This window comes from Limosilactobacillus avistercoris, from assembly GCF_014836425.1.
GTDB classification, from domain to species: Bacteria; Bacillota; Bacilli; order Lactobacillales; family Lactobacillaceae; genus Limosilactobacillus; species Limosilactobacillus agrestimuris.
The window spans coordinates 1-19,880 of record NZ_JACSQW010000026.1 but is presented as its reverse complement, the minus strand read 5'-3'; the positions used below and the strand labels follow the sequence as shown (position 1 = coordinate 19,880).

Annotated in this window: 20 protein-coding genes; 10 read left to right on the top strand and 10 right to left on the bottom strand. The window is 34.4% G+C overall.

Translation table 11 applies throughout. The features are described from left to right. Positions 1-185 precede the first annotated feature (185 nt). Together H9564_RS08180 and H9564_RS08175 are read right to left on the bottom strand one after the other, a co-directional pair. Positions 186-1,127, bottom strand: coding sequence for a rolling circle replication-associated protein (locus H9564_RS08180; RefSeq protein ID WP_191684994.1), 942 nt, complete (start codon positions 1,125-1,127; stop codon positions 186-188). 450 nt (positions 1,128-1,577) lie between these two features. Then, positions 1,578-1,904, bottom strand: coding sequence for a ribbon-helix-helix protein, CopG family (locus H9564_RS08175; protein ID WP_098046486.1), 327 nt, complete (start codon positions 1,902-1,904; stop codon positions 1,578-1,580). A gap of 1,147 nt (positions 1,905-3,051) precedes the next feature. On the opposite strand from H9564_RS08175, the gene H9564_RS08170 reads away from it, so the two are divergent. After that, entirely contained in the window at positions 3,052-3,936 is an 885-nt protein-coding gene (locus H9564_RS08170) for a ParA family protein (RefSeq protein ID WP_003672130.1), read from the top strand. Continuing rightward, positions 3,936-4,310, top strand: coding sequence for a DUF5388 domain-containing protein (locus H9564_RS08165; protein WP_003672132.1), 375 nt, complete (start codon positions 3,936-3,938; stop codon positions 4,308-4,310). Before H9564_RS08170 ends, H9564_RS08165 begins: the two co-directional genes overlap by 1 nt. 68 nt (positions 4,311-4,378) lie before the next feature. On the opposite strand, the gene H9564_RS08160 is transcribed toward H9564_RS08165, so the two are convergent. Next, positions 4,379-4,963 (bottom strand): recombinase family protein, encoded by a 585-nt coding sequence (locus H9564_RS08160; RefSeq protein WP_225209625.1) that lies wholly within the window; start codon positions 4,961-4,963, stop codon positions 4,379-4,381. Positions 4,964-5,111: 148 nt separating this feature from the next. Here H9564_RS08160 and H9564_RS08155 point away from each other — a divergent pair, with 148 nt between their 5' ends. The 3 genes from H9564_RS08155 to H9564_RS08145 all read left to right on the top strand — a co-directional run bounded on the left by H9564_RS08155 (position 5,112) and on the right by H9564_RS08145 (position 11,077). After that, a complete protein-coding gene (locus tag H9564_RS08155) occupies positions 5,112-7,121 on the top strand; it encodes a site-specific DNA-methyltransferase (protein WP_199160747.1) in 2,010 nt (669 codons plus the stop codon). After that, positions 7,121-9,751, top strand: coding sequence for a DEAD/DEAH box helicase family protein (locus tag H9564_RS08150; RefSeq protein ID WP_191684993.1), 2,631 nt, complete (start codon positions 7,121-7,123; stop codon positions 9,749-9,751). The genes H9564_RS08155 and H9564_RS08150 overlap by 1 nt, the downstream gene beginning before the upstream one ends. A gap of 351 nt (positions 9,752-10,102) precedes the next feature. Then, positions 10,103-11,077, top strand: a complete 975-nt coding sequence (locus tag H9564_RS08145) for a hypothetical protein (protein WP_191684992.1) — start codon at positions 10,103-10,105, stop codon at positions 11,075-11,077. A 251-nt stretch (positions 11,078-11,328) separates the two neighbouring features. On the opposite strand, the gene H9564_RS08140 is transcribed toward H9564_RS08145, so the two are convergent. From H9564_RS08140 to H9564_RS08130, 3 genes are all read right to left on the bottom strand, one after another. Then, positions 11,329-11,637 carry a recombinase family protein gene (locus tag H9564_RS08140; protein ID WP_191684991.1) on the bottom strand — a complete coding sequence of 103 codons (309 nt, stop codon included), beginning with the start codon at positions 11,635-11,637 and terminating at the stop codon, positions 11,329-11,331. Between the two features lie 237 nt (positions 11,638-11,874). After that, the gene (locus H9564_RS08135) at positions 11,875-12,453 is read right to left on the bottom strand and encodes a recombinase family protein (RefSeq protein WP_016497322.1); all 579 of its coding nucleotides are present in this window, start codon (positions 12,451-12,453) and stop codon (positions 11,875-11,877) included. A 509-nt stretch (positions 12,454-12,962) separates the two neighbouring features. Then, the gene (locus tag H9564_RS08130; protein ID WP_191684990.1) at positions 12,963-13,460 is read right to left on the bottom strand and encodes a GNAT family N-acetyltransferase; all 498 of its coding nucleotides are present in this window, start codon (positions 13,458-13,460) and stop codon (positions 12,963-12,965) included. A 278-nt stretch (positions 13,461-13,738) separates the two neighbouring features. On the opposite strand from H9564_RS08130, the gene H9564_RS08125 reads away from it, so the two are divergent. From H9564_RS08125 to H9564_RS08110, 4 genes are all read left to right on the top strand, one after another. Further along, positions 13,739-14,200: a GNAT family N-acetyltransferase gene (locus H9564_RS08125; protein WP_191684989.1), complete on the top strand. Its 462-nt coding sequence runs from the start codon at positions 13,739-13,741 to the stop codon at positions 14,198-14,200. Positions 14,201-14,392: 192 nt separating this feature from the next. Next, a complete protein-coding gene (locus H9564_RS08120; RefSeq protein WP_078009981.1) occupies positions 14,393-15,157 on the top strand; it encodes a helix-turn-helix domain-containing protein in 765 nt (254 codons plus the stop codon). A 244-nt stretch (positions 15,158-15,401) separates the two neighbouring features. Next, on the top strand, positions 15,402-15,680 hold the full coding sequence (locus tag H9564_RS08115) for a DUF2089 family protein (protein ID WP_015063546.1): 279 nt from the start codon (positions 15,402-15,404) through the stop codon (positions 15,678-15,680). Continuing rightward, a complete protein-coding gene (locus H9564_RS08110) occupies positions 15,673-15,972 on the top strand; it encodes a hypothetical protein (RefSeq protein WP_098035640.1) in 300 nt (99 codons plus the stop codon). Before H9564_RS08115 ends, H9564_RS08110 begins: the two co-directional genes overlap by 8 nt. A 664-nt stretch (positions 15,973-16,636) precedes the next feature. On the opposite strand, the gene H9564_RS08105 is transcribed toward H9564_RS08110, so the two are convergent. Genes H9564_RS08105 through H9564_RS08095 form a run of 3 tightly spaced genes read right to left on the bottom strand, consistent with a single transcriptional unit; the run spans position 16,637 to position 17,933 of the window. Further along, entirely contained in the window at positions 16,637-16,924 is a 288-nt protein-coding gene (locus H9564_RS08105; protein ID WP_081537235.1) for a helix-turn-helix domain-containing protein, read from the bottom strand. Beyond that, the gene (locus H9564_RS08100; RefSeq protein WP_087216161.1) at positions 16,917-17,267 is read right to left on the bottom strand and encodes a type II toxin-antitoxin system RelE/ParE family toxin; all 351 of its coding nucleotides are present in this window, start codon (positions 17,265-17,267) and stop codon (positions 16,917-16,919) included. The genes H9564_RS08105 and H9564_RS08100 overlap by 8 nt, the downstream gene beginning before the upstream one ends. Before the next feature lie 51 nt (positions 17,268-17,318). Continuing rightward, the gene (locus H9564_RS08095) at positions 17,319-17,933 is read right to left on the bottom strand and encodes a recombinase family protein (protein ID WP_191684988.1); all 615 of its coding nucleotides are present in this window, start codon (positions 17,931-17,933) and stop codon (positions 17,319-17,321) included. Between the two features lie 669 nt (positions 17,934-18,602). On the opposite strand from H9564_RS08095, the gene H9564_RS08090 reads away from it, so the two are divergent. Then, on the top strand, positions 18,603-19,589 hold the full coding sequence (locus H9564_RS08090; RefSeq protein ID WP_191684987.1) for a ketopantoate reductase family protein: 987 nt from the start codon (positions 18,603-18,605) through the stop codon (positions 19,587-19,589). Positions 19,590-19,670: 81 nt separating this feature from the next. Here the strand turns inward: H9564_RS08090 and H9564_RS08085 are convergent. Continuing rightward, the coding region (locus tag H9564_RS08085; RefSeq protein ID WP_191684986.1) for an IS30 family transposase at positions 19,671-19,880 on the bottom strand (210 nt) is incomplete at its 5' end.

Genomic DNA, 19,880 nt, shown 5'->3' with positions numbered 1-19,880 from the left:
TTTGGTCGTTAAACATATTCTACCCGCTATGGGTTTATTTTTTAAAATCTGTTGCACTTAGATTGTAAATACTCAATAAATAAAAAAGAAAGGAGCTATTGTTAAATGAGCAATAACTCCTTTTTCTGTTTGTCTTAACGCTCTACAAGAAAGAATAATATAATAATCTATTTTCAATTCGTATATTATTTTTGGCGAAAGTTAAGGTAGCCATATGAATTCATAATCTTGCCAGTCTGAGTATCTTTAATATCGATTGTAGACTCTGATACTAATTCCCCCAGTTTAGACGTATCCAACTCATCGAATCGCACATAACTAACTTGTGGTTGTTTCAAATTTTGAGAAGCAACATAAATTCGAAAATGCGGAGGATAAAAAAGTAAACGAGCACCCTTAGCAATGTCCTTATCGTCGTCATCTAAGATACTTGCATCCTTTTCTTGAATCACTTTACGAGCCACCTTATCAATAAAAGCTGGATTTAAATTTTTTGAATAGCTAGTAAAATAAATACCTAAATTATTCGTTTTAATCTCAGAGATTGGTTTGACTTTAAAAAGACCACGTGATCGCCACCATTTTTTAAGCTTAGGTGAAATGTCTTCTCTTATTCCTTTAATCAAAATATGAATGTGCCAATTTGGCACCATTTTTTGATCCTCATTTGGATAAAGTGTCCCCTGAGGCTCAAATATTGCAACATACTTCGCCTTCGGATAATTATTACGAAAATTCTGATACAATCGTTGCCAATCTTTTTTTGCACCATGAGGATCAAGTTGATATGGTACAGAATACGTTAATGTAATGAACTTTTCATCTTTCCCGCCTTTAAAATTACATGCTATTAAATGACTTAGGGTCTTCAATGAACGTTTAAGACTCGTTAATAAATCACTGCGACTTGTAGCGTGATCGACGTTAATAATCTCACGAGTTTTACTGTTGATTAAAGAACCATGTTTACGTCTAATATTAACTTTACCTTTAGGCGGAGTACGCTTAGCAAACATAACTTCAGTATATTTACCATACCTTGTTACTTTTACTAAATCACCCTTTTTGATTGCGGCTTTACGTTTCTTATATATTTCAGTTGCTTGAGAACGTTTGGATTTGTGCATAATAAAAAACACCCTTTCAAATAATCATTGTGGAAGGATTAAATTATTTGGTTAGTTTTTTATTATCTTTATTATTAATTACCCTTGTTAATTATAAGCGATTATCACTACAATTGTAAGTTACAAATTAACTTAATAAGTGTCTTTTTAAAGAGTTTTGTTAACTTAATATTGAATAGAAAAGAAATTGCAAAATGTCAATTATACAAAGCTTCAAAACACTAAGACCAAATGCTACAATAATTACCTACATTTTCTCAAATTATCGAATATGTATATACATACGGTTATATTTATATCAACATCTATATGTATATACAAAAAGTGGCAATAATACGCAAAACTTTTTAAGAATATGGGTAATCATACACAGTAGCTTCAAATATCGTCACTTTATTTGTATATACACAGAAAGCCATATATATAGCAAATGCTCTGTATATACAAAAATTATTTCTTGGCTTTTCTTGAACCGATTAACCGAAAATTTTTAATCAAATCTTCTAACATAACTAGCAATTCCTTAGGTACTTCATCCACTTTTCTGGCTTTACCCAAAGCATTAGTTAAATTACTAAGTGCACTATCAAAAGGACTTCGATTATCTGAACTAATATTAATTTGACTTAACTTTTGCTCCAAAGCTGTCGCATCACTATCTTGAATACATTCCCTAATAAATTCGGATTTTGTTTTTCCTGATTTAGCAACTAACTCATCTAAGTGTTTTTTAAATTCATAATCGCATCTAAATATTACAGTTTCGTTCTTATTCATAACCATCACCCCTAACAACCTTAATTGTATATACAAATAACAAACCCACTGCCCCTTAACCCCTACAAAGTAACTGCGTAGCATCATCATTACACTTCGCCTATCTGTGGCAAAAATGCAATGATGCAACATCGTAACACTAGTTATTATTGTTAATCAATCCACTAATCATTATTAATGAACTCATCAACAATAACAACTCAGACATATTAAGCTCATCCAGCCCTTGCCCCCATTATCATCAGTGTTTGATTTGTTCGATTGCTGTACTAAATTTTCAACAAAACATCGCGAAAACACGAAAAAATCGCATTGATAAATAGGGTTGTCCGTCGCATTTTCTGGACATCCAGCCACGTCTCTTAGGGTTGCAAATCCTAGGGTTTAGCATACCCAATTGTTAACTACAGGATTGTGCATCTCAATCCCACGTGTGTTTCGAGGTGCTACCAACACAGTACAGCTGTTTTCGAGTCAAACGGGTGCGGCCCAAAAAGAAAAGCACACAGCCTTTTAGCCATGTGCCTAGTTTTTTGGTTTATGTTAAATTCAATCACTTGAAATTAGCTACATTTCTCCTATAATTAATTCATAGATAGAAATGACAAACCACTAGCTACGCCCATTAGCTAATTGGTTGCCTGTTGTGTACTTCCAATACATGGCAGGCTTTTTCTTTTTGCTCTAAAATATTCAATTTTGAAATAAATATTTTGTTTCGACTCTTAAATTACACTATTTATTGCACAAAGTAAATACTTTAAAATAAGCTGTAGTACGGTATTTATAAACCACAATTATTTATTGTAGTAAAATATTTATTGTAGTTTATAAATAATAGTAGTAAGCAAATAACTTACTACTATTTCAAAGGTGATTATATCAACGTTTAAAAAAATAAGCTTGTAATTTGTTTACTACAGTAAATAATTGTAGTAGATAAATATTTTACTATAATTATTTATCTAGTTTTCCCATTATTGTATTTATTTACTACACTTAATCGATATCTATAATTAACTGTTATAGTTCCTTTACCAATTAAGATTAATCCGAGTTGTAGTAAAGTAATTATAGTAACTAGAATTTTTTTGTTGTAAACTTAGTTTAAAGTAACTAAACCTATTATTATGGGAGGTGACTACCAATGCCAACTGTACTATACGGAAACATGAAGGGTGGCGTAGGCAAAACTACTAATAGTGTTATGACCGCATACCAATTAGCAAGAAAGGGCTATAAAACATTAGTTTGCGATTTAGATCCACAAGCAAATGCTACCCAGTTACTACGAAGAACTTATGGATTGCAGCATGGCACTGATTTAAAAATTGAAAAAACAATGATGGTAGCTTTAACCGAAGAAAATATTGAACCTGCTATTGTTAATATTATGGATAATCTGTATCTTCTTCCTTCGTCAGAAGACTTTAAAAATTATCCTGATTTCTTAGAAATGAAATTTATGCCTGATAAAGAAAAAATTCTAGCCGGTAATAGCACAACCTTGCAAAGCGAAATGGCTAAAGTAAAAGAAAAACGAATTGCTTATTTTTCGAAACAACTGGCTAAAGTACATGACCAATATGATTTCATCATTATCGATGTACCACCAACGCTTTCAATTTTTACAGATTCAGCAATATATGCTACTAATTTTGTGATCATTGTTTTACAAACCCAACAGCGTTCTCTAGATGGAGCTGAAACATTTTTTGAATACCTGCAGGAAATGTACAATAATTATGCCAATATTGACTTTGATATTATTGGAGTTTTAGCAGTCCTACTTAAAAATAATGCTGGTTTAGATAGTCAAATTTTAAAAGATGCTCGCGTTGATTTTGGCGACGATATGCTATTTAATCAAATTATTAGACACATGGAAAGATTGAAACGATACGATAGAACAGGGATTGCTGAAAAAGGATTAACCAAGTATGACATGCATGACACACGTCTACACTATATTTACACAAAGTTAACAGATGAAATTATTGCTCGATTAAAGGATAAAGGAGCACTTAACTGATGGCTAAATATCAATTTGATAAGGGCACGAAAAGAAGGTCAAAACCAAGGCCCAAGCCAATAGACAAGACCGATATTTCAAAGCCAAAAATAACTTATAATCCTCTTACTGTAACCGACAGAGTTGAAAATGATCTGCAGCATAAAAAAAGATCAGTAGGAAGGCCAAAAACAGGTCGAAAATCATACAAAACAGTTCGTTTATTAACAAGTACTGTGTTGAAGATTAATGCGTTGGAAAATGCTCTTGGAATTAAGACACAAGATGCTACTGTAGATCAAGCCGTTGACCGAGTAATTAATTCATTAACTAATGATGAAATGCGAGCTTATAAGCTGTGGCTTGAAATGTTTGAAAAAAAAGAAAAAGAATAGGTAAGATCATAAAATTTTGAAAAAATAGGTACTACTAAATTTAAAATTTAGTAGTACCTATTTTTTGATTACCGTTTCTGAATTCGTTTTTTCAATCGATAAAGCGTTGACCTAGATAGGCCTGTTGCCTGTTGAGTAGTTCTATAGTCGCTCTTCATAAGCAGATTGTAAATCTGGTAATCTTGTTGTGTAATCTCTCGTTTATTGCTTTTATCCCTATGCAAATCAATCTGATGTGTCATTTGACACATCTTTTTTCTATTAGAGGAACGTTGCATCATAGTAACCATATCTGCTCGACAGAGCATCTTAGCTACATAATACGGTTCACGACTGTTACTCATACCCATTTCTAGCTCGTCGCTAAAAATTGTTATCTGAAGGTCTTCAATCTCGTCGAGTAAGCAACATAATTCACGCACGTTAGACGTCATATTTGATACGTCCATTACATCTATCATATCGCCAGGTTTCACAACCATAAGTAATTTTTGCAGTTGAAATCGTGCCTGACACACCCCAGTGAATGTGTCAATAAAGTAAGCATCATAATCCACATTGGTTTGTTTAAGAAAATCAATTTGACACGCGATTGAACCTTTATCATTAATGTCATTATTAGTGGTTCCAGCCACATAAGCATACATTGACATATGTTTCATATCCTTTCTATTTTATTTTTTGTATTAACAGTCTAAATAAAAAAATTTGAAACATGGTATGAAACAAAATAACTACATCAGTTCGCATAACATAAATTGGTATAATAAGAAGAAATAATAATTACTAGAAAAGGTAGATATGATGCAAATAGATACTAGATTAATGGAGCAGGTTAAAGATGTTCTTCAGCAATTCGGTACTAAGTATATAACCAAAGATGGTTCTCTAAAACGTAATGCCGTTATTAGCGACCTTGATAAATATGATAAAGACTTAATGGTAGCATTGTTGGCCAACAATCTTATTAAAGATGAATATACTGAACAAATAGCTGATACAACAGTATTCAAATTAAATCACTTTATTGAAATGTTTGAATATCAAGAGTTTTGGGGTAATAGTTTTACCAAATACGCCAACCGAATTGGCCTTACCAGTGATGATAAATTCATTAGTGACTCAGACGATGTTGTATTAGATTTCCCCTATAAAGATACTGTTCTAAAAGCAGGTATGACTAAAGATGATGTTGATAAAGAAGTCGGGGCTGATGAACCTTTTTTGAACGAAACATTAGCTCATTCTGAAATTAGTGAGTTATTTGAACCAAAAGTATTAGTTAATGCAAAACTATACGATACAGAAGGCGAACACAAAGCTACCAATTTTGATGATAATGATAATTTAGTAATTAAGGGCAATAATTTAATCGCTCTACATAGTATTGCCAAAAAGTACGCCGGAAAAATTAAACTCATTTATTTGGATCCACCCTATAACACAGGATCTGATTCCTTTAAATATAATGATCGATTTAGTCATGCTACTTGGCTCACGTTTATGAAGAGTCGATTGGAAATAGCAAAAACGCTAATGTCTGATAACGGGGTCATTGCTATCCAACTGGATGATTCTGAGGGACCATATCTAAAGGTACTGACAGACTCAATATTTGGTCGTGACAATGAATTATTCACGCAATATGTGTTAGTCCGATATGCTAATAAGACATTGAAATCAGATATGGATTATCATAAACAAATAGAACAAATCCATTACTATAAAAAAAATTCTAATGCTGAGGTAAAACCCAACAAGGACAAAGTTCCATATGATTATTCAAAATTCTGTTACGAAGTTAAAACGACTGGGAAACCTTCTTCATCAATTATGCTTGGCGATAAACAAGTTGATATTTTCACTAAAGACCAGGTTGAGTTTAAGAAAACCTCCGGTAATCCGGAAGGTCTTAAAGAAATATGGGCTTCTGGAACAATCTTAAATGGTAATTCCTCCGGAAGATTTTTTAGAGATTATTTAAGTGGCCGTTATAAAAAAGATGGTTATGGTGTGGTCTATAAAGTTTATGATATAGGCGATGATGGTAATGACTATAGATTCTTTACAGGTCCAAAGAAAGCAGGAGCTACTAAAGGAAAGTATTATCAAGGAGTTCCCCTAGATGTTAAAAACGGTAAAACTAGTCAAAAGTTATTGCCTATACCAGGCTTCATTGATATGGCAGGTTCATTTGGAAACGATCGTCTTGAAGGAGGCGTCGAATTAAGAAATGGAAAAAAGCCTGAGAAATTATTGAAAAATATTATTAAATATTTTAGTAATAAAAATGATTATGTTATGGACTTTTTCGCTGGTAGTGGCTCAACGTTAGCTACAGCAATGAAAATGAGTCGAAAATTTATAGCAATCGAACAAATTAATGAACAAATCATAAAAATCAATAAACGATTAAATAATGTTATTCATGGTGATCAAACTGGTATTTCCAAGGAAGTTAATTGGCAAGGTGGCGGTTCATTTGTCTACACCGAACTTATGAAAAAGAACCAGGGATTTCTTTATGACCTTCAGAAGGCAACTACCATTGACGAGCTTAATGCAGTTTATGACCGAATGAAACAGGGTGCTGATCTAGATTTTCGTGTCGACTTAAATAAATTTGAAAATGATTCTGAACGTGCTTCTCTACCATTTGAAGATCAGAAAAAGCTGTTAATCAAGCTACTTGATAAGAACCAACTTTACTATAACGAAGCCAATATTGATGATGCAGACGTCCGTGACCTGATCTCGGATAGTGATTATCGATTCAATAAGAGCTTCTACAACGGGAAGGAGTCAAAGTAATGGCTCGTAAAAAAACAATACCCGAAGAAAAAATTGATCTCCAATTACTAAATGCTCTTAACAGCACCAGCCTTTTTTCACTCAAATCATCCTTAGAGGATAATCCCCTTTACATTACTAATAATCTAAAACACAAACTCCGTAATTACCAAATGGATGCTGTCCATCACCTCGATGCAGTACTCAACATGAAGGATGCTGACCAACGTAATCAGTTGATGTTTTACATGGCCACAGGATCTGGAAAGACCGATATTATGGCCGCAATTATCCTGTATATGTTTCGTGCCTGGGGTTATCAATGCTTCTTGTTTACCACTAATACAACTGCTGTTGTCGACAAGACTATTGATAACTTAGTAAATAGTGCTTCTGCTAAGTACCTTTACAACAATCCATTAGTTATTGATGGCGATCATGTTACGATTAAAAAAGTCGACCGATATCCAGTAAATCTTGAAAAGGATACAATATATATCAAACTTGCTGGCATTCAACAATTATCAAATGACTATTACGCCCCCAGAGAAAATGGAATTACCAAGGATTCACTGGCAAGACATAAATTAGTCCTGCTTGCCGACGAAGCACACCACTTTAATGTTTCTACTCGCAGTAAGAAAGCTAATCGGGAGGGACTTAGTTGGGAGCATTTGCTTGATGAGATCAGGCAATTAAATCATGAAAATAAACAACTTGAATTTACTGCGACTATCGATCTTCATAATCCTGACATTTACCACAAGTATCAAAATAAGATCATTGCACAATATGATCTTAGCCACTTCATTAATGATGGGTTTTCCAAAAAGGTCTACCGGCTTCAAGCAAATAATAGTGATGAAAATAAGATGCTCAATGCTGTACTCTTATCACAATATCGGAAGCGTATTGCTCAAAACATGAGTATTCCCGACTTTAAGCCTGTAATCTTGTTCAAATCGAATACAATCGCTGAATCAAGGGCTATCAACGAAACCTTTTTGACAATGATTGACAACCTATCAGCAGAATCGTTGCAACAATTTATACAGAATCAAAACCGTTCAACGCAAAGTGAAGCACTCAGTCTTGCTTACAAGTATTGGCTAAATCAAGATTTTGGTTCTACAGTAACCGAGTTAAAACGCAATTTTAGCAAGTTTACAACGATTAACGCGAATGACTCTGGAAGTAAGAACATTCTTGATGACGAATCAGTTTCAAGAAGGCTCAATTCTTTGGAAAGTCCTGACAACCCGATTCGCTCTGTCTTCGCCGTTGCTAAGTTGAGTGAAGGTTGGGACGTTTTGAACCTCTTTGACATCGTCCGGATTGGCGAAAAAAATATCAAGCCTAAAGATACAAATGCTGAAGCCCAGCTTATTGGACGTGGTGCCAGATACTATCCATTCGTTTATCACGGAAAGAAGTCATATACGAGAAGATTTGATGACCGTAAACCAGAAATTCAGCTTTTGGAGCGTTTGTACTACCACACTATTAACGATCCACAATATCTGGAAAATCTTAGAAAATCACTAGATGCAATTGATCTACCTGTTAATGAAGATACTCAATACAAGGTGTACACCGCTAAAGTAAAGAATTCGTTTAAGAAGACCAAAGCATATAAGCATGGGAATATTTACTATAATAAGGTCATTGACGTTCCTGAATCGCATTACGATTCTATTCAGAAGTACGGCTTCGATCCTGAAACAACTGGACCAATTGATATGGTTGATGCTGTTTCTGAGCGAAGATACGATACTGGTGCGGATAAGAACGATACCACCTCTACAACACTTGAAGTTGCTGCTAGATTTAGCAATCCTCAAGATAAGGCACTTATACGTACAGCCGTGTCCTTCAATAACTTCTACCGTTTTGACTCCCTTAAAAAATACTGTCCTACTTTAACAAGCATGCGAGAATTCTTAACTAGCAATGAATGGTTAGGGAACGCCACCATAAGAGTTAAAGTAGCAACAGGTTCTCCTGCTCTAACTAACGAACAACGATTAACAGCAGTTAAAAAGTATTTAGTTCGTGTGCAAACAGCAATCTCTAATAACTTCAAACGCTCTATTGGTACTAACGAGTTTATGCCTATCGCCGTTAATGAAGTTATTCAAGATTATCAAAAGCGTGTTGGTGATCAATTCGGCAAAGGTGCATTAATAGGTCCTGATTCGATGCAAGGCAAAGACTGGTATGTCTACGATTATGCGATTGTTGATACCCTTGAAAAACACTTCATTGACCATATTAATAGCATTATGCCTGAACTAAAGCAGCAGTACGGGCGAGCTTATTTATTACGTATTGATGAACGAACAACTGATTTTAAATTACATGATTTCGGTACAGATGTTTATCATTATGAGGGTTATATGCCCGACTTTATTCTTTACCTAGAAAACGAGAATTTTATCTATCAGCTATTTCTTGAACCTAAAGGGACTCCTTATGTAGAGAAGGACAAATGGAAGGAAGAACTTCTCGAAAGAATCAATCCTGATAATATTAAAGTCTTAGGTGAAGATGACAGAGTTAAAATCTATGGTTTGAAGTTCTATGTTGAAGATGATGGTAAGGAAGATACTCATGGATTATTCCAAGAGATGCGCGACAAGAATCTCTTATAGTAACCTCATGAGTGGTAAATTAATCAATACATGATATAATAATTATAGAGATTAAGTCGTTATGTAGGTTCATAGCGCAACACAAAAGCCCCCAGCAAGGTCCTAAGTTGCTGAGGGCTTTTATTGTGGGCTTGTGCCGTTCGATTACTCGTTAATAGTGTCGGTTGTTAAGCCACCAGCCGAACCATACTACGATGAGCGAACTAACGAGCGAGATTAAGTCGTTTAATAGGTTCATAGCAACCACCCCCTCTCTATCACGACAAGGGGACGAACGACTTTGTAATTATATCATAGGTAAATGATAATTTATTGATACAGAAAGTGTATAGTTAAGAAGGAGATTAGTTAATGGATCAAAAACTGTCCCAAGTAATTAAAAATGATAATATTCCACCAGAAATGATGGACATGTTAGAAAGTTTAGATAATAATGCTCAGCGGCTTTTGGCAGATCATTATGATGAAAATTCAAATTACTTTCGTAGAGCTCAACCTGCAAAAATAGCTGAAAGGTTTGGAGGTTTTCCTGATAAACACCCACTGTTATATCACTATACAAACTTAAACTCATTGGAAGCGATTCTAAGTTCTCGCTCATTTTTTATTGGTCGATATACTGATATGAATGATAAAAGTGAAAAACAATACACTTATGACTTATGTAAAAGTGCCTTAAAAGAAGCAGGTGCCTCTAATAAAGAATTGCAGGAATTTAACAACGACATTTCTAATCCAATTTTTGATTACTACCTTATGTCTCTTACGGATAATAAAAATTCTGAAGCTTTATCCAGATACGGTGATATAGCTATACAATTCAAAAATCAAAGTATCCAGGATCATTTAGCAATAAAACATACGCCATCTTACTTTTATAAGAGGTTAGATCCAGGAGATGGTCTCGTTTACCCCTTAAAAGTTCTGTACGACAAAAAAGAACAGTTGGAGTATGTAAATACAGTAATGAAGGCATGGTTAATTGCGTTTAGAAATAAAGATCGCGATCCTAATGACATGTCTCAAATAAAAAATGAATCGCTAAAAGCATTGGAACTATATTCCCAATGCTTTAAAAATTCTCTTTTATATCAGGAAGAAGAAATTAGATTTGTTGTAATTAAGAGATTATCTCAAGAACAACATATAATGCCCGATCTATACTTTAACGGAAAGCCAAAAATAAAATTAGATATTGAACCTAATATGATTGACACTGTAATAGTAAGTCATAAACTAGAAGGGAAAATTAGTAGTATTCAAAAGATGGTGCAATCATATGGCTTTAATAACACAGAAGTAAAATTAACTGATTTATTATATTGAAATATAATAAATATTCACATGTTATATTTAGGGTCCATTTGTAATAAATGACCCTTTAAGAACACTAAAGAAAGTAGCTCCTACTTGACCAAATAACTAAGTAGGGGCTACTTTTCAGTATTTTTAATTTTTTATACTTACTCCGAACTGTTTTTTTCGCTTTAAAGTTGATTTCGAAACATGAAATTTATTGACTGTTTCCTGATAAGTGTGAGTTTTCATGTAAGTTAAAGCCGCTTTATATTTAGGCGTTAACGTTCTTCTTGGTCGACCACCCTTATTTTTCTTTTATCGTCCTTTGCTTTTTGGACCATCTGAAACCGGCGAATATCCTTCTCTTGTCTTGCTACCGCCAATAGAGTCTTAGTTATCCAATACCCACGATCAGTATTGTCAATCATGCCAATATTGCTGATGTTGATTCGGATATTGTTTTTTAGTAAAGGCAGAATGATATGTAAGACATCAGAAACAGAATTACCAAGTTGAGCTAAGTCAGAGACCATCAACACATCTCCTGGCTTTAATTGAGGAATTAACCAGGTGCGCAAAGTTGTCAAATTGTTGACACTTTTTCCAAAGTACGGAAAGTAGAATCTATCCGGCTTGCACTCTAAGCCCGTATTTAATCTCTTATAGGTATTAATAAAACTGTTACGCGTCATAAGATTACCGCCTTTCAATTTACTGATGGTAATCTAAATTATTTATTTTTAAATATTGATGGTCGTTTTTGAACCCTGCTAATCTAGTTTCAATAACAGGAATAATATACTGTTTAAACCATACATAGTATATTATTGTTGCTCGTCACGAATCTGCTTCCGAATCCTTTTAACCGTGCTTTCACTCACACCAGATATCTCAGCCGTTTCTTTAATGGAATGCTCCTTACTTAGTTCGTAAATTTTTCTATAGCGATTTGTAATGCGCCTTTTAGGACGTCCTTCATGATAGTTAGGGTTGTGAGCTTTAGCATAAGCCTTGCCCTGAGCTAGACGGTCTACAATCATATCGTGTTCAAATTCAGCCATGATAGTGAGAAAGTTAAAGAGCATTTTTCCCATTGCGTCCTGTTTGTTGACGTAACCATTTAGCTGAATGATATAAACTTTAACACCCTTATCAAGTAAGTCATTAACAATATCAACGGCAACCTTAACGCTACGACCAATACGATCCACCTTAGTGAAAACAACTTCATCGTCTTTTCGAAGTTGCTTATTAAGCTTTTGCCATTTTGGCCGTTGCTCAGTGGTTCCAGTAAATTTTTCAGCATAGATATTATCCTCATCAACACCATTTTTTACTAACTGTTCTTTTTGTTGTGCAAGATCCTGAGACAAACCACTTACTCGCGCGTAACCAAATTTCATAATAACGTCTCCCACTTATTGAACTATGTTTTTGAACCATCTTAACTTCCTATTTAAACACAGCTATAATACTAGGTCAATATCTGTGCAGAAACTGAACCAGGTAAGAGAAAAGAAAAAGGCTACAAAACTGTAACCTTTATTCCAACTCTTTAACCCGTGCTTTTAATTCCTGTAACTGGTCTGCTGTTAAACTAAGAAGGTTATGATACTGTCCAATCTGGTCTAGTATGCTTTCATGATTAGTTATTGAATAAAGAGAGAGTAAACAAGATTAAGCCTAACCTAGTTCTTTTAAGCACCTAGAATAATACACTACTCATTTTTAGCAAGTTAACATGAACACTATTTTAATCTGTTCATGTTATTTCTTGCAATCTGCCTTATAAAATCATTAGTGAAAGAGAGAAAAATGTATTAGTCACGAAATGCGTATTACACTAATTAGAAAGTCAAAAGGATTAACACAAGAAAAAAACGTCCTCAGCATCAAAAGTGAGGACGTTTTTTTAGATTTCTTTTTCTAAAATCGGACAAATACGATCTTGCTTTCCTAAAAGAAAATGTTTGATCCCGATTTTTTTAAATCCATAACGTTCATAAAAACGAATAGCTGCATGATTTTTTTCATAAACAGCCAAACGTAAATAACGTTTTTGTTTCGTTTTAGCATAATGATTTGCTTCATCGAGTAACCGTTGCCCTAACCCTTTGTTTTGATAATCTTTGAGCAGATAGAGCCGTTGAATCTCTATAGCATCTTTTTCATCATTGACTTTCATATAACCAATGAGTATTTGATGATCCTTAATACCAATAAATTTACTGGTTGACTGTGCCAATTCTACTGCCAATATTTCAGTTGTCAATTGTGTCTGTAAATATTCTTGCATATCAAGTGGATCTGCGCCATCGATAAACGATTCATAAAAACTGACAACACTTACAACTTGTAAAGCATCTAGATCATCATGATCTAAATACGCTAGTGTGATTTGATTATTCATCTAACTCCTCCTTTTGACATAGTATATTATAAATCTAGTATCTTTCAGAACTCATAAGGAATTGATCTTATACTAAAAAAATGGACTATTTTTATTCAGTCCGTAAAATGAAAGTATATGATTAATTAATATCATTTCCTAGTTTTAGATAATCGAATCCTCTCCTATTTTTTATTAAACTTGTTTTAGGAAAAAGGGGGGGCTACAATGATTACAAAATTAAACAGTTTTTCAGACAGGGATTTAGAACAATTGGCACATTCCCATTAGGAGAAAAGATGAATCTAAATATTGAAACACTAAATAAACTAACAGAACAGCATTATAAACTGTTACTTGAAGCAGATCCTAATGAAAAATTAATAAGTAAGTATTTAAACCGTTCTTTTTGTTTTGAGGCAACCTATAACAATGAATTATTAGGAGTGTTGGTTCTTTTACCTACACACCCCGAAACACTAGAAGTTGTGAACATTGCCGTAATTTCAACACAAAGAAACAAAGGAATTGGGCATCAACTTCTTACTTTTGCCGAAAAATATGCGCGAAACAATAATTACAAGTGTCTTGAAATTGGAACTGGTACAACTAGCTTCGGACAACTTTATCTTTATCAAAAATGTGATTTCCGCGTTGTTGGTGTTGATCAAGATTTCTTTACAATTCACTATGATAAAGAAATTACTGAAAATGGTCTTGTTTTAAGGGACATGATACGTTTGAGAAAAGTTCTTAAATAAACCTTGTTTCCCTGTTAGGGGCTATAACTAACAAATAGGCCTTTGATCATTTCTAAAGCCATTCTTCAGAACGTTATTACGATCTGAAGAATGGCTTTATTGGCTTGTGCAAGTAACATTTGCGTGACTAATGCTAGTAATTCTTGCTAGGATTGCCTTAGATCCTTGATTATGATTTAGGAGGAGTGAGATTTGAGCTTTAAAGACGATATCAAGACCTTGCGCAGGCAATCTAACTTAACCCAAGAAGCGTTAGCTCAAAAATTACATGTGACTCGCCAAACAGTCTCAACTTGGGAAACTGGCAAGAATATGCCAAGTTTAGAGACCCTGCATGCTTTGAGTCAATTGTTTAACATCTCACTCGAAAAACTTCTATTTAACGAGGAGATTGCAATGAAAAAAGATAAAGAACCCTCTTTGGCTACCCAGATAGATCATGATGTTAAGCTTAAAAGTCGTTATCGTCGTTGGACTTTTGGTTTAGGTGGCTTGATCGTACTAGCACTGGTTAGTATTGGTATTTTATGTTTGGGATATTATAAAGGTATTGGGACGATTGATCGCTTTGATCCGTTTTTATCCTATAAAGTCGGGTACACTAAATTACCTAGTGAAAAGGAAATTTCGCCTAACAATAAGGCGACCAATGGTTACTGGACCGCTTGGTTCACCGATAATACGATGGGTAATGAATGGGCCAAATTAACCTTAACGACGGGGCTTAATCCTGGGGTCAAAGATCCTTATGTGATGGCGTATCATAAGGGCAGCTATGTTAAAGTTGCACGTATTGTGCCTCGCACCTACATTAATCAGACTTATGTTAGCAACCTAGCAGCATTAGACGCCTTGTTAAACCATAAGGGAAATACAGCGACTAACAATCATGACCTTAAGAAGTATAAGACACAAATCCACATATCCGACACTATCCAACAGTTAGTAACTGAATAGAGAACCACCAAATTACAATCCCCAAAGCAGCTTTAGGGTCTATAAATCTAAATAACCATTTTGTACTAAATACTTTTTAAATAGTCTTTCAAAGCGATAACAATGCCGCTTTGAAAGACTATTTTTGTCAAATTCGGAGTCAACTTAAATCGGTCAACACATAAAAAATAATGTCTTTTGTTTACATTTATTATAAATAATGTTAATTTAAAATAAATATTATTTAATTAAGGAGGGGAGAAATATGAACTGGTTTTTAACACTAGATCAAGCGGACCAAGAATTTGTTAAACAGTTAGTACATGCTTCGGGCTCTCTAAAGCAATTGGCAAAGGTATATCAAGTAAGTTATCCGACCGTCAGAATGCGCTTGAATAAAATTATTCAAAAAATTGATTTAATTGAACAGAATGATACAAGTACCTTTGAAACCAAAATTATGCAATTGGTAATTGACGAAAAAATATCGTTAGACTTAGCAAAACAAATTATTGAAGATTTTAAGGAGGAAAAACATGAGTGAGTTTAAAGGGCTTTTAATGGGTATGTTGATTGTAGCTATACTTTACGTTTTAGATAGATATTTGCCAAAATGGTTTGGAGCGATTCCTGGAATTGCTTTTCTGTTATTAATGGTTTATATCATCTTTACTAAGGATCAGTCTTTACTAACCAAACTAACGTTATTGATTGTGGGAGAGGCAATTTTAAATGGTATCTGGTTAGAGGCACTGGGGGATAGGAAGAAGAAAGCCAGTAAAGAAATCGAAAAAATGAAAGCTAAAGATTTGTCAAAAAATAAAGAGGAATATTAAATTATGAATATATTCTCAGCATTACTCTGGGTAATTGTCATTGTCGCTACGATATTGCAATATGTCTTAGGCTATTTTAATAAGAAAATATTGGGATCAATATTTCCAATTGTATTTACATTTTTTTTAATTATGTTGTTTTTTAAAGGTAAAGATCCTAATTTTTTTCAAAGTTTAGTTGTTTTTATAATTGGTTGGTTAATCGGATTTTATTTCCGGAAATAATAAGAGAAAGAAAAAAATAGAGAAAGAAATGAATATTATGAAAGCTAAGGATATATCACGAAAAAAATAACACTTTTTAGGGCCTACAATCTTCAAATAACACCTATAACAAGAGCAGCACCGAATCATTACTTACTCTTGTTGCGTTTCATATTTTAAAAACTACACTATTGTTAGCTGTTGTCATATTGATTGGAATTTTTGTTAAAACATACTTTTGGGGGTAGGTAGTTGCTTATGAAGACTATTATCTTGGCTTGAGGTGATGGCATTTTTTATACACTTTAGCAGCTTTGCTCCTACCAGTGGGGTCTATAAGTCTCAAATAACCCCTAAGGAATGTTGATGTATTAAGCCCCTATATTCTACGCTCGGAATATAGGGGCTATTTATATATTAAATAGAAAAACTCCCCCAATATGGAAGAGTTTAATCTCTATTAAGCTGTCACAGGTTCAAATTTCACTGTCAATTTTTGGTTAGTAGCATCTGCAATTTCATTTAGTACATTAATTGAGACATTCATTTTACCACTTTCGATTCTAGCAATTGTCGATTGTGGTTTACCAACCATTTTTGCAAACTCACGCTGAGACATACCCAATTTGTCACGAAGGTTACGAACTTCGACTGCAACTTGTAATTGCTGATTTTCTTCTTTATATGCTTTAGCAAATTCAGTACTCTGTTGACTTCGCTTAGCAATATACTCGTCAATTTTACTCATGATGGTGTCTCCTTTCATATATATCACGCCTGCGTAATCCTTTCTTAATTTCACGTTTTGGCGTTTTTTGAGTCTTCTTAGTAAAGCCTTGTGTTATAACATATCTATTGTTTTCCCAATGAAAATAAATCGCACGTTGAATATTAGAAGCAAGCTTAGATCGAATCTCATAAAGATTTGGTTCCAACTTTTTTGTCCATTTCTGCCGTTCAGCAATCGCTAAACCTTGCTCCTCAATATTATTAATTACCGCTAAAAGTTTGGCAGCATCTTTGTCAGGCAAACTGTCTAAGTAGTCTTCAAACTCGTCCCAGTCATAAAAATAAAATTCTATTACTTTCATATCATGATGATAGCAAATTCGCTATCAAATTGCAATTATATCTCCTTCAATTCATTTGTCTTGATCATTTATTCGATTAATAATTCGATATAGCTGCGGACGTGAAAGCCCAACTTCACGAGCCAATTGAGCCTTACTTTTATAATTTCCGGAGGTTATTGCATCGCGAACCTTCTCATACACCAATCTTCCTTCTCTATTTTTGCTCTGAGCCGCATATTTAACAGGTCTGCCTTTATAAGCCCCTCTTCGTTTAGCCTCAGCGATGCCTTGACGCTGTCTTTCTAGTATTTTTGTCCTTTCATTTTGTGCTACAAAGCCCATGAGATTAACCATCATATCTAGCATGAACTGATCAACTAATTCATTGCCAGTATTAGTCTGAGGTAGATCATCAACAATCAGTTTAATCTTCTTATCCTTTAATCGTTGAACTAAATGCTGAATATCATTGTAATCACGACTTAGACGATCAAGACTAACGACTTCAACAATATCACCTTCACGTATATATTCGAACATTCGTTCTAGATCTGGTCGATTAAGATCTTTCCCGCTTTGTTTGTCCGTAAAGATCTTATCTGCTTTAACCTCATTAGCTCGCGCCAATTGTCTATCCAGATTTTGACCTTTACTTGAGACACGTGCGTAGAAAACCAACGCCATAATTATCACCCTTTTTGTTACACTTAATTGTGACACATTAATTATTGTTATAAGTATAACTCTGTCTGTAACTTTAGGGTGTACTTAATCGTGACAGTAAAAAGCAACATTATCTTAGAATAATCGCTAAGATAATGTTGCTTTCTACGTAATTCTAAAAATAGAAAGGAGCTAATGGCCAACCAATTATGTTCTAAAAAAAATTTTTAAACGGAAAAGTTTTTTAGAACACAATTAGGAAATCTTGCCAAAAATATTAACACAGAAAGGAGTCCGACCAATGGACTTTACGATAAAATTAGAAAATTCTAATAAAAGTATTGACATTTTCTAATGTAACCTAGTATGATATTACCAACAAATAAATCTGCTAAGAAATAATGTAGCGATGGAGTAAGCTTCTAGCCTTATCACAGGAAGTGCTAGTGATTGAGAATGCATTGAGACTAGATGATTAAAGATCGTTATTAATATGGTCACTTTTCGAGGTGACATGGTAGCACCCAATATCGTGCAGCGTATCGTTAAAAATATTTTTAACCGTACGTGTCAAGGAGTAAGCTGTGAGGCTGACTCAAAGTAAGGTGGTACCACGTGAAAACGTCCTTTGTTCATTTCGAACAAAGGACGTTTTTTTGTTAGCAGATTCAAATTTAGGAGGTAATTATTATGAAGTATGGAATTATTGGTGCTGGTGCAATGGGCTACCGTTTTGGTGTAATGATGCAAGAAAATGCTGGAATTAACGTTGATTTTATTGATACCTGGGAACCAAATGTAGAAAAAGTCCGCCAACAAGGTGGGGTGACTGTTTCACGAGACCACGAAGACCGCCATATTGTACCGATTAATATTTACTATCCAGAGGAATATAACGGTCATCCTGATGTCTGGATTATCTTCAAAAAGCAGATGCAACTGGCTGATGAATTGCAACGTGATTATGATGCAGGAATTTTTCATGATGACCAATACGTTTTCTCAGCAATGAATGGGATGGGACATTTTGAAAAAATTGCACAGTATTTCCACAAAGATCATATTATTTGTGGTACAGCAATGATTGCGACCCGTCTTGATGCTCCGGCTGATGTTGACTTTATGGGAGCCGTTGATTCTGAAGTAATGCATATGGCTCGTTACAATAATGAAGCGCCAGATGAAACTACTCAACAAGTCTTCGATGACTTTAAATCAGCACGCCTTGGACCAGTCTATGCAAATGATTGGAAGGGAATGTGCATGTCAAAGGTCGTCTTTAACGCAGTCTGTAATACCCTTTGCACAATGTTTGAAATGCAAATGGGGCAGTTTATTGAATATCCTGGCGTTCCCGAGATGGCACGGCAACTGTTTAATGAATCATTTGATACATGTGAGCGTGCCGGTATCCGTTTGATTGAAAGCCGGCAAGAAGAAATTGATTCAGTTACCACTATCAGTAAAGCCTACAAGTACCATTACCCATCAATGTACCAGGACTTTTCTAAGGGACGACCAACAGAGGTTGATTATATTAATGGTTATATTGCCAAGATTGGTCGAGAAAATGACTATATCTGTCGTACACATGAATTCCTGATCCATGAAGTTCATATGGCAGAGATGATGCGGAAATACCATCACCAACAAGAAAATGCGATTCAGTACAGTTAAGAAAGCGGCAGACATCTTAAATCAATGGATAAGTATTCTGGTATGGATGAAAATCAATACCAGATTTTTTGTGACGAATTGTCAAACCAAGTGCAACGGTTTCTCAAAAAATACCTCATATGGGGTTTCATAATTTAACACTTTTCGAGGACGGCGGTTCAGCTGACGTTGGCAGAAACTGACGTCCTTATCTGTATAATCATCAATATTAGTCCTTTTAGGAAAGTATTCCCTAATTAGGCCATTAGTATTTTCATTAGTTCCTCTTTCCTCTGGTGAATATGGATCTGG

Excerpts from the sequence above, each read along its gene's own strand:
- H9564_RS08180 (WP_191684994.1), bottom strand. The coding sequence starts at position 1,127 with ATGCACAAATCCAAACGTTCTCAAGCAACTGAAATATATAAGAAACGT.
- H9564_RS08175 (WP_098046486.1), bottom strand. The coding sequence starts at position 1,904 with ATGAATAAGAACGAAACTGTAATATTTAGATGCGATTATGAATTTAAA.
- H9564_RS08170 (WP_003672130.1), top strand. The coding sequence starts at position 3,052 with ATGCCAACTGTACTATACGGAAACATGAAGGGTGGCGTAGGCAAAACT.
- H9564_RS08165 (WP_003672132.1), top strand. The coding sequence starts at position 3,936 with ATGGCTAAATATCAATTTGATAAGGGCACGAAAAGAAGGTCAAAACCA.
- H9564_RS08160 (WP_225209625.1), bottom strand. The coding sequence starts at position 4,963 with ATGTCAATGTATGCTTATGTGGCTGGAACCACTAATAATGACATTAAT.
- H9564_RS08155 (WP_199160747.1), top strand. The coding sequence starts at position 5,112 with ATGATGCAAATAGATACTAGATTAATGGAGCAGGTTAAAGATGTTCTT.
- H9564_RS08150 (WP_191684993.1), top strand. The coding sequence starts at position 7,121 with ATGGCTCGTAAAAAAACAATACCCGAAGAAAAAATTGATCTCCAATTA.
- H9564_RS08145 (WP_191684992.1), top strand. The coding sequence starts at position 10,103 with ATGGATCAAAAACTGTCCCAAGTAATTAAAAATGATAATATTCCACCA.
- H9564_RS08135 (WP_016497322.1), bottom strand. The coding sequence starts at position 12,453 with ATGAAATTTGGTTACGCGCGAGTAAGTGGTTTGTCTCAGGATCTTGCA.
- H9564_RS08130 (WP_191684990.1), bottom strand. The coding sequence starts at position 13,460 with ATGAATAATCAAATCACACTAGCGTATTTAGATCATGATGATCTAGAT.
- H9564_RS08125 (WP_191684989.1), top strand. The coding sequence starts at position 13,739 with ATGAATCTAAATATTGAAACACTAAATAAACTAACAGAACAGCATTAT.
- H9564_RS08115 (WP_015063546.1), top strand. The coding sequence starts at position 15,402 with ATGAACTGGTTTTTAACACTAGATCAAGCGGACCAAGAATTTGTTAAA.
- H9564_RS08110 (WP_098035640.1), top strand. The coding sequence starts at position 15,673 with ATGAGTGAGTTTAAAGGGCTTTTAATGGGTATGTTGATTGTAGCTATA.
- H9564_RS08105 (WP_081537235.1), bottom strand. The coding sequence starts at position 16,924 with ATGAGTAAAATTGACGAGTATATTGCTAAGCGAAGTCAACAGAGTACT.
- H9564_RS08100 (WP_087216161.1), bottom strand. The coding sequence starts at position 17,267 with ATGAAAGTAATAGAATTTTATTTTTATGACTGGGACGAGTTTGAAGAC.
- H9564_RS08095 (WP_191684988.1), bottom strand. The coding sequence starts at position 17,933 with ATGGCGTTGGTTTTCTACGCACGTGTCTCAAGTAAAGGTCAAAATCTG.
- H9564_RS08090 (WP_191684987.1), top strand. The coding sequence starts at position 18,603 with ATGAAGTATGGAATTATTGGTGCTGGTGCAATGGGCTACCGTTTTGGT.